Below are 13,659 nucleotides of genomic sequence, written 5' to 3' on the forward strand. Positions count from 1 at the left end.
AATTCCTAACGCTCATACTACTGTGGGGCCTCCAGTGTTCTAAATTTGGCGTTAGTCGTAAGCTCCGAGTCCAAACCAGGGCAGGGTAAGTATGGGATCATTGGCAAAAAATTATCGCTATGGAAGTTTTGCGGTGAAGGAGAGTCCTTCTTGTTAATTGTCGAGGATATTGCTGAGGCGGGGATTGGCGAAAAAGTTGCTATAGTGAATCTGATTAAAACGCCCTTTGCTGCTGTTTCAGCTTTTGAACAATGCGCATCCTAGCCCTTGTCCCCGGTGGAATCTCCGAGCAAATCCTGTTTTTCCCAACCATTGCCACCCTCAAGGCGGAATACCCCCAGGCAACGATTGACGTAATTGTGGAACCTAGGGCCAAGTCGGCCTACAGGGTTTGTGCCCAGGTCAATGAGGTGCTGGCCTTCGATTATCGGGATCGTAACGGTCTGGCGGACTTTTTAAATCTGTTGGGCGTTATCCGTGACCGGGAATATGAAGCGGTGCTAACGGTGGCCCGGCAATGGACAATTGAGTTGCTTCTCTGGCTCAATGGCATTCCCCAGCGGGTGGGTTACCAGAGCAGTGCTGGTTTCTTTTTGTCGGCGACGGTGCCGTTTAAACCGGATCAGTATGTTCCTTTCCTTTTCCATGATCTGACCCAAGGTTTTGGTATTAACCGCCCCTGTCCTCCGCTCCAAATTAGTCTGCCCAAGGCTGACATTGAGTGGATGGAGGCAACCCAGAAAAAGTTAGACCTGGGAAGTGGTGGTTATGTGGTGCTCAATGGCGGAGCCATACGTCAACCAGACACGGGGGATTTCCCTTACCCCATTGCCCAATGGCATGAAATCATTGCAGACATTAAGCAAAAACAACCGGGGTTAAAAATTGTGCTGATTCCCCCGGCGGAGAATACGGGCTGGGTGCAGGCCATGCAGGATCAACATCCGGGGGTAGTTGCCATACGTCCAGGGGATGTGGGTAAAATGGCGGCTCTGTTGGCTGGAGCTAACTTAGTGGTTTGCACGGAGGGGATTCCCATGCATTTGGCGATCGCCGTTGGGACCTACACCGTCGCTATTTTGGGTAAAACCCCCGCAGCTCGCATTATTCCCCCGGACCAAGAAAAATTCATTGGTTTACAGGTGCCCAGTGGCAAGGAAGCAGATGTGAAACCAGCCCTAGTATTGAAGAAAATTTGGCGCTAAACAATCGGTTTCGGCACAGTTTAAGAAAACTATAGAGAGCTGCTAAAAGCTACCATTGCCTCTTTCACTGATAGGATAGGTGAAAAACTTAGTGGCCTAATTTCTTGGGCTAGAGTCAATCTTCTTTAACCTTCTCTTAACTTTGGAAGAAATTTGTTATGACTAGCATTATGATGAATACGGTGCAAACGTATGGTAAGACGGTGGAAAAGAACTACAAAGCTGGGGAGGTAATTTTCCAGGAAGGGGCAGTGGAATTGTCTATGTTTGGGGTGTTGGAAGGCGAAGTAGAGATGACTTTGCAAGGTAAGTTTATTGAAACCATTGAGGCCGGAGGCATTTTTGGCATAGGAGCCATTGTCCACAGCGATCATCAAAGGGCTTCCTCGGCGATCGCCAAAACCGATTGCAAGTTAGTGGCTATGGACCGGGAACATTTTCTGTTTGCAGTGCAACAAACCCCGATGTTTGCCTTGGAAGTGATCCAGAACTATTCAGACCGCTACCGGAGTTTGAAAGCATTGTACGAGAAGGCGATCGCCGAATAGAGCCAAGTCGATTTGGGTTTATGAAAGCCAGAGGACAGGGCGGGGAGAATGCAGTTGCTTAACTTCCTCCGGGAATACGGCCAGTGATAGGCTAGAAAGAGAAATGTCAAGCCGTTCTGCGGGGCGGAATTCCCCCATCCTTCCTTTGATGAGCCACTCTGATTTGCCTTTGGCTAACGCTGTCCCCCTCGATAAAATTCGCTACAACGACCAGGGATTAGTGCCGGCGATCGCCCAAGACTATTTGGACGGCACGGTGTTGATGTTGGCCTGGATGAACGAAGCAGCCCTGGCGAAAACCCTAGCCACGGGACAGGTGTGGTATTGGAGTCGTTCCCGCCAAGAACTATGGCATAAGGGAGCAACCTCCGGCCACTTTCAAAAACTTTTGGGCATCCGCTACGACTGCGACAGCGACGCCTTATTACTTACCATTGAGCAAAAGGGGGACATTGCCTGCCACACCGGGGAACGGAGTTGTTTCCATCAACTGGACGGCCATAAATCCCCTCCCCCAGCGGATATGTTGACGGAATTGGCTCGGGTCATTGGCGATCGCCGGGATCACCCCACCCCCGAATCCTACACCTGTAAATTATTGGCGGGGGGAGATAATAAAATTCTCAAAAAAATTGGCGAAGAAAGTGCGGAAGTGGTCATGGCTTGCAAAGATGATGACCCGGAAGCCATCGCCGGAGAAGTGGCGGATTTGTTCTACCACACCCTGGTGGCCCTAGCCCATCACAACGTTGATCTACGGGCCGTTTATCGCAAACTTGGCGATCGTCGCCGTTAACGGTGCCCAGCCTCGGTCAGTTCAAAAAGCCGTGGTACCATGAAAAAACGCGGGGAGAATCCTAGTTTTCCCTTCCTCAAAATTTCTCAGTTTTAGCAACAAATATGTCCACCGTTGACCATGCCCCCCAGACTTCAGAAGCGATGGCCATTCCCAAACAGGGATTGCCGGTAACCATCATCACTGGCTTTTTGGGCAGTGGTAAAACCACTCTGTTAAACTATATTTTGAGCAATCAACAGGGACTTAAAACCGCCGTTTTGGTGAACGAATTTGGTGAAATTGGCATTGATAATGAATTGGTCATTGCCAGTGACGAAAACATGGTGGAATTGAGCAATGGTTGTGTTTGTTGCACCATCAATGAAGACTTAGTTGAAGCAGTTTATAAAGTTTTAGAACGGGAACAGAAAATTGATTATTTGGTAGTGGAAACTACAGGTTTAGCTGATCCTTTACCTGTGGCCCTGACTTTTTTAGGCACAGAATTGCGGGATATGACCCGACTGGATTCCATCATTACCATGGTGGACTGTGAGAATTTTAGTTTGGATTTATTTAATAGCCAGGCGGCCCAAAGTCAAATCACCTACGGAGACATCATTGTCCTTAATAAAACTGATTTGGTGGAGGAAGCAGACGTAGATTCTTTAGAAGTCCGTTTGCGGGATTTAAAAACGGGAGCCAGAATTCTCCGCACCCAAAAAGCGGAAGTTCCTTTACCCCTGATTCTCAGTGTGGGACTGTTTGAGTCGGACAAATACGCTCCCGAACAACACGAGCACCATCACCATAGCCACGATCACGGCCATGACCACGATTGTGCCCCCGATTGCCAAGATCCAAACCATAACCATAGCCACCATGGCCATGATCATCATCACGACCATGACCATGATCATGGCAAAAAGTACCACAGTGACCACCTAGAAATGGATGGCTTCACCTCCCTTTCTTTCCGCAGTGAGCAGCCCTTTTCCATTCGTAAGTTCCAGTATTTTCTCGATAATCAATTAACCCCCAACATTTTCCGAGCTAAGGGTATTCTTTGGTTCAATGAAAGCCCAAAACGGCATATTTTTCACCTCAGTGGCAAGCGTTTTAGCCTGGAAGATGACCAATGGAAAGGGGAAAAATCGAATCAGTTGGTGTTAATTGGTCAAGACCTAGACCATGACAAAATCCGTGAACAACTTAACCATTGTTTGAGCTTGCCGACGGAGAGCAAAGGTAAAGGTTTTGGTAAGGGTTAAGCGAACTAACCAGCAAAATTCTTACATTGGTAACCTTTGATCAAATTTTCTACCTACCGCCGGGTTTTAGGGCTATTTTGGCAAACGGCGATCGCCGCTGAGTTGGAGTATCGCCTCAACTTTGTCATTGCTAGCGTGGGCAGTGTGGTGAATCTAGGGGGCAGTTTATTCAGCCTGTTTTTGTTCTATCGCACTGGCTATAGCTTTGCAGGTTGGAATTGGCAATCAGCGTTGGTGGTGCTGGGGATGTTCACCATTCTCCAGGGGTTAGCGGCTACCCTATTTATTCCCAACCTGAATCGCATTGTGCGTTATGTGGAGCAAGGCACTCTGGATTTTGTGCTGTTAAAGCCGATCAGTAGTCAATTTTGGCTTTCCCTCCGGCAACTGTCCCCCTGGGGTGTACCGGATATTTGCTTTGGGCTGGGGCTGATTGTCTATGCAGGGGTGAGCTTAAACCTAAAAGCCTGGGATTTGGTGTTGGGGACGATACTCCTTGGATTGGGATGTATTGTTCTCTATAGCATTTGGTTTATGTTAGGAGCCACTAGCATTTGGTTTGTCAAAATTTATAACGTCACTGAAGTGCTGAAGGGATTCCTCGAGGCAGGGCGTTACCCCATGGTGGCCTATCCCGCCATTTACCGCATCTTTTTCACTTTTATTATTCCCATTGCCTTTTTGACCACGGTGCCCGCCGAGGCTATGTTGGGCAGGCTTGATCCGATCTGGTTACTGGCAACCGCCGGATTGGCGATCGCCCTGTTGACTCTTTCCCATTATTTTTGGCAATTTGCCCTGCGATTTTACACTAGTGCTTCTAGTTGAGTAGAACAAAAAACAGGTTTGGACAGAGCAAAGTTCACGTCTACGAAAAAGTAGAAATGAAAACCATTGCCCCGCCCCTTAACAACTAACTTTTACTCCGTAAATTTTATAGCTATTTGAAATAAAATTAAGACAGTAAGAATTTCTGCAAGGTTCATATTAAAATTACCTTGGTTATTTATATTGCCCTATGCTTAGTTGAATTAGCTATAAACTAAATCAGTTAATTAGTCAGCTAATTTAATTAGGGTTGTAACTTATTTGTTTGCTGATCAATGACATACTTAAGGAGCAATAAACCTCCGTAAATTGTCAAAATATATACTGATGCCACCAACAATATTTTCAAAACCATAATGTCCCTCAAAAACATTAACTACTGTGATTAATTTGGTTGTAACGATCTGCCATCCCATCCAAGACCAACTCCGAGGGCAGTATATTTCATTATTTCCTGACCCAAGGGCAATGTTCCGAGGACTCCGTAATCCTTATCCGTTGCTCAACACCCTAGAATCAATGTTATTTTTCCCTAGAATCTCCCACTGCCCCGATCGCCATGGAGACAGACATAGTACTAATGAGTACGACTCGACGCCAAAAAACCGGGGATCAGACAAAGTCTAGACCCTGGAGAGCTCTCTGTAATTGATTGCAAATCCTTACCCCTAGCCTAACACAGCCAGCCCGAGTCCGGGGATCTTTTTTTGCTCTAGCATCAGCGCAAAAGTAGAACAAAATTCAGTCAAGGGCGGCGATCGCCCCAAAAATCCAGAATCGACATTTTTAGTTCACAAGAGGTTATCTTAAAATAAGCATCAAGATATGTAAACTTTCGTAAACACATCTGCCAAGTTTGGCCAGCCGATGATCTCCACTACCTCCCTGTTTGCCCCCGTTGACCAAGACCTCCGTTTATTAACGGATAATCTCAAGCGGCTTGTCGGTGCTCGGCATCCTATCCTGGGGGCGGCGGCGGAACATTTATTTGAGGCAGGGGGAAAGCGGGTGCGGCCGGCCATTGTGTTGTTAGTTTCCCGCGCCACCCTATTAGACCAAGAATTAACGGCGCGCCATCGCCGGCTGGCGGAAATTACCGAAATGATCCACACCGCTAGTTTGGTCCACGATGACGTGGTGGATGAGGCGGATCTGCGGCGGAATGTGCCCACGGTGAATAGTTTATTTGACAATCGGGTGGCAGTGTTAGCGGGGGATTTCCTCTTTGCCCAATCTTCTTGGTATTTGGCTAACTTAGATAATTTGGAGGTGGTGAAATTATTGTCGGAGGTAATTCGGGACTTTGCGGAGGGGGAAATTTTACAGAGCATCAATCGTTTTGACACCGACACAGATTTAGAAACCTATTTGGAAAAAAGCTATTTTAAAACTGCCTCTCTCATTGCCAACAGTGCCAAGGCAGCGGGGGTTTTGAGCGATGCGCCCCGGGATGTGTGTGATCATCTTTACGAATATGGTAAACATTTGGGGTTAGCGTTCCAGATTGTGGACGATATTTTAGATTTCACTTCCCCCACGGAGGTTTTGGGGAAACCGGCCGGGTCAGATTTAATCAGCGGCAACATCACCGCCCCAGCCCTATTTGCCATGGAAAAATATCCCCTACTTGGTAAATTAATTGAACGGGAATTTGCCCAGGCGGGGGATTTGGAACAGGCCCTGGAATTGGTAGAACAGGGGGATGGTATCCGGCGATCAAGGGAATTGGCCGCGAACCAAGCGCAACTGGCCCGGCAACATCTGAGTGTGCTGGAAATGTCCGCTCCGAGAGAATCTCTGTTGGAATTAGTTGATTATGTGCTTGGTCGTCTCCATTAGGTTTTCCCGTAGATTTTTTCCCAGCGGGCTTGATTGCGTTGAATAAAACTCCCCAAACCATTGTTTTTTACAAACCCTACGGAGTTCTGTGTCAATTTACCGATAATTCTGCCCATCCCCGGCCGACGTTGAAGGATTATATTAATTTGCCAGATTTATATCCCGTGGGGCGTTTGGATCAAGATAGCGAAGGACTATTACTGCTCACCAGCAACGGTAAACTTCAGCATCGTTTGGCCCACCGGGAGTTTGCCCACCAACGTACTTATTTTGCCCAAGTAGAAGGCTCTCCAACGGACGAAGACCTAGAACCCCTGCGGCGGGGCATAACTTTCGCAGATTACCCTACCAGACCGGCGATCGCCAAAATTATCACTGAACCAGATTTTCCCCCCAGAAATCCTCCCATTCGTTATCGAGCCTCCATTCCCACCAGTTGGTTAAGCATTACCCTAACGGAAGGGCGCAATCGTCAGGTACGTCGGATGACGGCGGCGGTGGGCTTTCCTACCCTACGACTGGTGCGGGTGCAAATACAGGTTACTGGTCGCTCTCCCCAACGGGGCAAAGGTAAGTCAGCGGCAACTTGGTGCTTAACTCTAGAAGGTTTGAGTCCGGGGCAATGGCGACCCCTGACCCCTTGGGAAGAAAATTTTTGCCAGCAACTCTTAACGGGAAATTCCAATGGTCCCTGGCAGAAAAAATTTGGCGATCGCCGTTGATCAAGGCTCCCTCCCCCCAGGGCATTAAAATAGGAACAGTTGCCGAACTCCCTATCAAGCCGAATCATTAATTATCCCGTTTATGTCCTATCTAATCGCTGTGGTTGCCAACCGCATTGCCGCCGAAGAAGCTTATACAACCTTGGAACAGGCAGGATTTGCCCAAAAGAATTTGACTATCATTGGCACAGGTTATAAAACCGCTGACGAATTTGGCTTGGTGGACCCGAAAAAACAAGCTATCAAAAGGGCAAAGCTCATGGCCATCTGGTTAGTACCCTTTGGTTTCGCTGCCGGTTATTGCTTTAACCTCATCACTGGCTTGAGCACCTTAGATTGGGCCGGAGACCCCGGTAACCATATTGTGGGCGGCCTCCTAGGGGCGATCGGTGGAGCCATGGGGAGTTTCTTTGTCGGTGGGGGCGTGGGCTTAAGCTTTGGCAGTGGGGACAGTTTGCCCTATCGAAACCTTTTGCAAGCGGGGAAATATTTGGTAGTGGTGGCCGGTGGTGAACTGCAAAAACAACGGGCAACCAATTTACTCCGTCCCCTCAATCCCGAATATCTCCAGGGTTACACCGCCCCTGATGAAGCTTTTGTTTGAACTCCATTTTGAACAGCAATACTTTCCCTGGGGAAGTTATGGGCAAGTCGGGCAAATTGATCAGCTTACCAACCGTATTGGGACCAAACAGGATGGCTGTACAGGGATTCTGCTACCCTCACTCCCCGTAACTGATTTAACAGGGGTAGATGACCCTGGGGGGCTGATAAATCCCAGGTAAAGCCCTTGGGCCAGCGAGTCCAAACGTTGCCGCTTTTCCAACCAATTTTTGGCCAAAGCTTGGTGAATTCTTTTCCAGAAGCTAGCCACAGTCGTCGTTGCACCGAAAAACCAAAATTACCGTTGGAGTGGAGCCACCACAAAGCATTAATGGTGTGCAGGTCTAGGGCAGGAAATTTTTCTACCTCGGTGAAATAGAGCCATTGCCGTTGACTAGCCCCAGGTCCCGCCAGTTCGCACAATTTATCCCGGGTTATTTCATCCGCTGTTTCAAAATCCTGGCTTCCTAGGGCCTCCTGGAGCGGCAGATAATCAATGCCCTGGGTCGATTGTAAGGGGAAAATCCCTGTGGGGTAATTCCGTTGGAGTTGCGTTGTGATGGTTTCCTGTCCTAGATTCCGGAGGGTCTGGTAGGCATTGCCCACGGCTAACACTGGTTTTTCTAGGGGGACATTTTTGGCCAAATAATCGAGCAATATTCCCTGGCCCCCTTCTCCCATTTCTGCCAAAGTGGCGATCGCCGTTAACTGTTTTTTTTCTGAAGCATCATGGAGTTGTTGGGAGAGTTCGGTCAAATTATCAGACATAGAAACAGCGGGATTAATCAGCCTTCAAACCCCATTATCCGCCATGATTGCGGCAACACACTGCCAAAATTTCTCGACCAATGGCAAGTATGGAAAAGGAGGCCCATCACGGCGGGCACCTGAAAGAAATCTGAGCCAAGATAGACTTGTCACTTTTTAGTAATCAATTCCAACGCCTTACCCTGAGTCCGTTTACGCTTCCACCAAAAACCACCGGCCATGAATAGGCCCGCCACTGCCACCGGCAAGGCATCCGTTTCTAGGGGCACAGGCACCGCAGGAGTAAGTTCAGCATTACTGACCGTTAAACTTTGAATTTGCCAGTTTGGGGAAGTATATACTTCTGAACGATCCCAGGCCCCTAGTAACTGAATTTGTACTTGCTCGCCCATACTCAGCGACACTGGCAGAATAGCAGTACTAGTTATATACTGATTATTATCATATCCGTCACTTACCGAACTCCAGGCTTCCTGTCCGGCAATTGGGCTTAACTCGGTGGTATCAATGAGGAAATTATAACCGTTTGCACTGAAGTTCGTCCTGGGCAGGGGGGTAAAAAAGTTTCCGCCAAAGCCATAGAGTAACTGTCCACCATCATAACCTAGTTGTCCTAAACCTTCAAAATTATAGCGATGGCTGAGACTAATAGAAATAAAGCCATTAGACTGGACAAAAAGAATAGGGCTAATGAGAGTGTTAGTTGCGACCGAGTTCTGTCCAGGTGTACTCCATCCTTGTCCACTCGCCCAAGTAAACCCCGATGTACCATTAGCAGTTGGAGTGAAACCACCATCATTGGCCAAAAAATCAAACGTAACTGCTTGGGCAGAACCCGAAGCTAACAACAGAGATAGTGCACTTATACGGACTCCACAGACTAAGTTTCTACAAATACTATTCATAAGCTTTTTCCATCTAAATGAACTAGCCTTACGAAGCTTCAGTATACAAGCTTCTAGTGTGTGTCGATGTCAAGATACCTTGAAAAAGGACTTTTGGGTAAAACAAAAATAAATGCCTCAGAAAGCTCCCCCTGGGGAAAAATCTGAGGCATGTTTCAATAGAATTTATTAACTTAGTAACCTAACGCACGGCTCCGGCTAACTGATCCACCGCAATGGGTTTCATCAAATAGAGTTTGACAAACTGCCAAGCGTTGGAAGCAAAAATGGGCAACTTCCGCAGAGCTTTAACTACCCCAGGGGCACCGGAAGCATCGATCGCCCGTAGTTGTTCGTTATTGCTCACACAGGTTTCTAGGCGATCGTAAAACTCAGGATCTTCCACATCGAGAATAATGGGGAATACCCGACCGGCGGTTTCGTTGGTTTTTTTGATCACTTCCTTATCGTAGCTCCGAGCCTCCAAACCTAAGCAGGCATAGAAATCCGCCCGTTGGGTATCGTTGAGATACATGGTGGCAAAGACTGAGAGCAGGAAGAAACGACACCACAGCTTCGCTTTCCAATCGTTGAGGGTGTGGGGTTGGGCCCGCATAATCGCATCAAAGAAATCTCCGTGGCGATTTTCGTCTTGGCACCAGTTTTCAAAAAATTCAAAAATGGGATAGATGCAATCGTTGGGGTTTTTCTCCAAATGGCGATAGATGGTGATGTAACGCCAGTAGCCAATTTTCTCGGAAAGGTAGGTGGCGTAGAAAATAAACTTGGGTTTAAAGAAAGTATATTTACGACTCTTGGTCAAAAAGCCCAAATCCAAAGACAGGTTAAAGTCGGACATGGCTTTGTTGAGGAAACCAGCATGGCGGGCTTCATCCCGGGACATGAGGTTAAAGCATTCGGCCAACAAGGGGTTTTTATTTTTGAGGCGACGGCCCAACTCTTTATAAAGTAGGAAGCCGGAAAATTCAGCGGTGCAGGAACGCTCCAGAAATTCCACGAACAATTGGCGTTTTTCTCCGTCAATGTGGTCCCAGGATTTGTTAAAGGACTCATTACGAACAAAGTGATGGCGATTGTAATCCACCCGAAACTCTTCCAGGATGGCCCGCAACTCGTCTTCGTTGGGGGAAATGTCCATTTTGGCCATCTCATCGAAGTCGGTGGTGTAAAAACGGGGAGTGAGGATGGTTTCCTTGGCCGGAGTCTTGACACCGGGACGGATTTCATCAAATCCGGGCTTTTCGAGGGTATTAACCATAGAGTTGTTTAAAATAGTTTCCTTAACAAGTTTCCAATCAATAACAAGGTCTGCTCGCCATCAAAGCAACGGGCAAAAGGTATTGCCTAGTGTAACAAGGGTTGAAACGGGGTTTCTAGTCAGGGGGGGCAACTGTTACAAACTGTTACGTGTTTTGTTGCAAACCGGACTTTTTGCGGTAGTTAGCCCCGTTGTTGCCGATACCAAGCAATGGTATTTTTCAATCCTTCCCGCAAGCTCACCTGGGCTTCAAACCCAAATTCTGCTTTAGCTTTGGTGGTGTCTAAACAGCGACGGGGCTGGCCGTTGGGTTGATCGGTTTCCCAAATAATGTCCCCCTCAAACTCCATCAGTTCACAGATTAATTCCGTTAAGTCTTTGATGGAAATTTCAAAATTGGTGCCTAGGTTAACCGGATCGGCTTTGTCGTAGGCTTGGGTTCCCATCACAATGCCCCGGGCCGCATCAGTGGAGTAAAGAAATTCCCTGGTGGGACTGCCGTCGCCCCAAACGGGTAATTGTTTTTGTCCAGCTTTTTGCGCTTCGTAAACCTTATGGATCAAGGCAGGAATCACGTGGGAACTGCGGGGATCGAAGTTATCTTCTGGGCCGTAAAGATTTACTGGCAAGAGGTAAATGCCATTAAAGCCATACTGCAAGCGGTAGGATTCCAGTTGCACCAACAATGCCTTCTTGGCCACGCCGTAGGGAGCGTTGGTTTCTTCGGGGTAACCGTTCCATAAGTCTTCTTCCTTAAAGGGCACAGGAGTAAATTTAGGATAGGCGCAGATGGTGCCCACACAAACAAATTTTTTCACCCCCGCTTGGTGGGCCGCATGGATTAACTGCACCCCCATCATTAAGTTGTCGTAGAACAATTCAGCGGGCTTTTCCCGGTTCAGACCAATACCCCCCACATGGGCCGCTAGGTGAATGACAATGTCTTGATTTTCCACTGCCCGTTCGCAGGCTGACGCTTGCCGTAAATCACAGTCTTTGGAGCGGGGAATGGTAATTTTTTGGCGATCGCCACCGGCTGCAATTAATTGGGCAACAACTTGTTTACCGAGGAAACCGGCCCCGCCAGTGACCAAAATACGTTGATTTTCTAGGGAAAGCATGGTTGGTTAAGAAAATATTGAGTTAAGGGAGGGATTTGCCTAGGTTTACTGTGCCCATAAAATTCCCCACCATTTGGAGGCCAGGGAAAATTGCTAGTTGCTAAACACTTTGATCAAGGCAACAGTTAAGACGCTCAACCAAGCTTAATCGACGGCATGGCCATTCTGGCTCCGAATGAAGGCCATATCCTGGGCCATGAGCTCCTTGATTCGTCCACTCTGGTTGGGAGAAGTTAAACCGAGAACGGCTAAGTCTGCCTCCACCATTAAATGAACTAATTCCGTAAAGGTGACCGAGGGTTCCCAGCCCAATTGGGCTTTGGTTTTCGCCGGATCGCCGATTAATAAATCTACTTCAGCGGGGCGTAAATAGCGCTCATCAAAGGCCACATAGTCCTGCCAGTTGAGGTTGATGTAACCAAAGGCAATTTCTAAAAATTCCTTCACTTCGTGGGTTTCCCCCGTGGCCACCACATAGTCATCGGGCTGTTCCTGTTGCAACATGGCCCACATGGCCCGTACATAGTCCTTGGCATAGCCCCAATCCCGCTTGGAATCGATATTGCCTAAATACAATTTCTTTTGGGTGCCGGCCACAATTCTGGCGATCGCCCTAGTAATTTTCCTGGTTACAAAGGTTTCTCCCCGGCGGGGGGATTCGTGGTTGAACAAAATGCCGTTACAGGCGAATAAGTCATAGGATTCCCGATAGTTCACCGTTTGCCAATGGCCGTAAACCTTGGCACAGGCGTAGGGACTGCGGGGATAGAACGGTGTGGTTTCCTTTTGGGGAATTTCCTGTACTTTGCCGAACATTTCCGAAGAACCGGCTTGGTAAAACCTCACCTGGATGCCGGTGCGTTGTTGGTAATCCCGAATTGCTTCCAAGAGACGTAGCGTTCCCATGGCCACCGAATCCACCGTATATTCCGGGGAATCAAAGCTCACCCGCACGTGGGATTGGGCCCCCAGATTGTAAATCTCCGTCGGTTTGACATCTTCTAAAATACGACGCAGGGTGGTGCCGTCGGTCAAATCACCATAATGGAGTCGAAGTTTCGCCTCAGGATCATGGGGATCAACATAAAGATGATCGATGCGGTCGGTATTAAAGGTAGAAGTACGACGGATGATGCCATGGACTTGGTAGCCCTTTTCCAACAACAATTCACTCAGATAGGAGCCATCTTGCCCCGTGATGCCTGTCAGCAAAGCAACTTTAGACTTTGACATTAGTTAATTTTTCCCCATTGCCCCAAAATACATCCCCCTAAAAATATCAGAATCTTTGCCCAGATGCAGGCCTTCTGGCGATCGCCATGGTGAGCAACGATTGCGGCTTTAGCGTTCCAGTGGGTATTTGCCGGGGGTTAATGAAACATTGTGGCGGAACCCAGGGACAATGTGACCAAAAAATTCAGGGATATCAAAGGGATATCAATAAGTATATGGATCATAATTGTATGCCCGACTATTGCTTAAACTGACTGACCACTGACCTTAAGAGTAATGGCGTGCAAGGCCCAGTGATCAATTTCATTATTTTTCATTATTTCATCTCCATTGCCCCTGAAAATCAGTTGTGTCGCCCCTCTACACAGCCCAGAACCATGGTAAAGGCGCACGAAAAACCGCCAGATAAACTCTTCTCAACCCCCAAAACGCCCTCTGTTTGCCCATGGAAAAAACGACAATTACAAGAAAGCAAAACTTATGTCATTTATAAGCTTCGTGTATATTAACTTGTTGTTACAAAGCTTTACAAAACTCTCATTAATCCTTTAGACTGAGTTTAGTCAGTTCCAATCTGAAC

The 13,659-nt window shown here is 47.7% G+C and carries 13 protein-coding genes; 8 read left to right on the forward strand and 5 right to left on the reverse strand.

Annotated elements, in window-relative coordinates:
* Positions 1-251: 251 nt before the first annotated feature.
* The 8 genes from BWK47_RS16365 to BWK47_RS16400 all read left to right on the forward strand — a co-directional run bounded on the left by BWK47_RS16365 (position 252) and on the right by BWK47_RS16400 (position 7,795).
* Complete coding sequence (locus BWK47_RS16365; RefSeq protein WP_010874353.1) at positions 252-1,205, forward strand: glycosyltransferase family 9 protein; 954 nt, start codon at positions 252-254, stop codon at positions 1,203-1,205.
* A 158-nt stretch (positions 1,206-1,363) separates the two neighbouring features.
* Positions 1,364-1,753, forward strand: a complete 390-nt coding sequence (locus tag BWK47_RS16370; protein ID WP_162329482.1) for a cyclic nucleotide-binding domain-containing protein — start codon at positions 1,364-1,366, stop codon at positions 1,751-1,753.
* A gap of 148 nt (positions 1,754-1,901) precedes the next feature.
* A complete protein-coding gene (hisIE, locus tag BWK47_RS16375) occupies positions 1,902-2,549 on the forward strand; it encodes a bifunctional phosphoribosyl-AMP cyclohydrolase/phosphoribosyl-ATP diphosphatase HisIE (protein ID WP_014407168.1) in 648 nt (215 codons plus the stop codon).
* A 104-nt stretch (positions 2,550-2,653) separates the two neighbouring features.
* Entirely contained in the window at positions 2,654-3,802 is a 1,149-nt protein-coding gene (locus BWK47_RS16380; protein ID WP_162329483.1) for a CobW family GTP-binding protein, read from the forward strand.
* Between the two features lie 135 nt (positions 3,803-3,937).
* Positions 3,938-4,630 carry an ABC transporter permease gene (locus BWK47_RS16385; protein WP_010874357.1) on the forward strand — a complete coding sequence of 231 codons (693 nt, stop codon included), beginning with the start codon at positions 3,938-3,940 and terminating at the stop codon, positions 4,628-4,630.
* Positions 4,631-5,497: 867 nt separating this feature from the next.
* On the forward strand, positions 5,498-6,469 hold the full coding sequence (gene sds, locus BWK47_RS16390; RefSeq protein WP_010871207.1) for a solanesyl diphosphate synthase: 972 nt from the start codon (positions 5,498-5,500) through the stop codon (positions 6,467-6,469).
* Positions 6,470-6,507: 38 nt separating this feature from the next.
* A complete protein-coding gene (locus tag BWK47_RS16395) occupies positions 6,508-7,191 on the forward strand; it encodes a pseudouridine synthase (protein ID WP_162329484.1) in 684 nt (227 codons plus the stop codon).
* An 82-nt stretch (positions 7,192-7,273) separates the two neighbouring features.
* Positions 7,274-7,795, forward strand: a complete 522-nt coding sequence (locus tag BWK47_RS16400; RefSeq protein WP_162329485.1) for a hypothetical protein — start codon at positions 7,274-7,276, stop codon at positions 7,793-7,795.
* A gap of 65 nt (positions 7,796-7,860) precedes the next feature.
* Here the strand turns inward: BWK47_RS16400 and BWK47_RS16405 are convergent, their stop codons facing one another.
* The 5 genes from BWK47_RS16405 to gmd all read right to left on the reverse strand — a co-directional run bounded on the left by BWK47_RS16405 (position 7,861) and on the right by gmd (position 13,079).
* Positions 7,861-8,562, reverse strand: coding sequence for a GUN4 domain-containing protein (locus BWK47_RS16405; protein WP_162329486.1), 702 nt, complete (start codon positions 8,560-8,562; stop codon positions 7,861-7,863).
* Positions 8,563-8,711: 149 nt separating this feature from the next.
* The gene (locus BWK47_RS16410; RefSeq protein ID WP_204250428.1) at positions 8,712-9,410 is read right to left on the reverse strand and encodes a hypothetical protein; all 699 of its coding nucleotides are present in this window, start codon (positions 9,408-9,410) and stop codon (positions 8,712-8,714) included.
* A gap of 238 nt (positions 9,411-9,648) precedes the next feature.
* Positions 9,649-10,725, reverse strand: a complete 1,077-nt coding sequence (acsF, locus tag BWK47_RS16415) for a magnesium-protoporphyrin IX monomethyl ester (oxidative) cyclase (protein WP_162329488.1) — start codon at positions 10,723-10,725, stop codon at positions 9,649-9,651.
* A 182-nt stretch (positions 10,726-10,907) separates the two neighbouring features.
* Entirely contained in the window at positions 10,908-11,846 is a 939-nt protein-coding gene (locus BWK47_RS16420) for a GDP-L-fucose synthase family protein (RefSeq protein ID WP_162329489.1), read from the reverse strand.
* 144 nt (positions 11,847-11,990) lie between these two features.
* Positions 11,991-13,079, reverse strand: coding sequence for a GDP-mannose 4,6-dehydratase (gmd, locus tag BWK47_RS16425; RefSeq protein ID WP_162329490.1), 1,089 nt, complete (start codon positions 13,077-13,079; stop codon positions 11,991-11,993).
* Positions 13,080-13,659: the final 580 nt, after the last annotated feature.

The organism is Synechocystis sp. CACIAM 05, assembly GCF_010222815.1.
Taxonomy (GTDB): domain Bacteria; phylum Cyanobacteriota; class Cyanobacteriia; order Cyanobacteriales; family Microcystaceae; genus Synechocystis.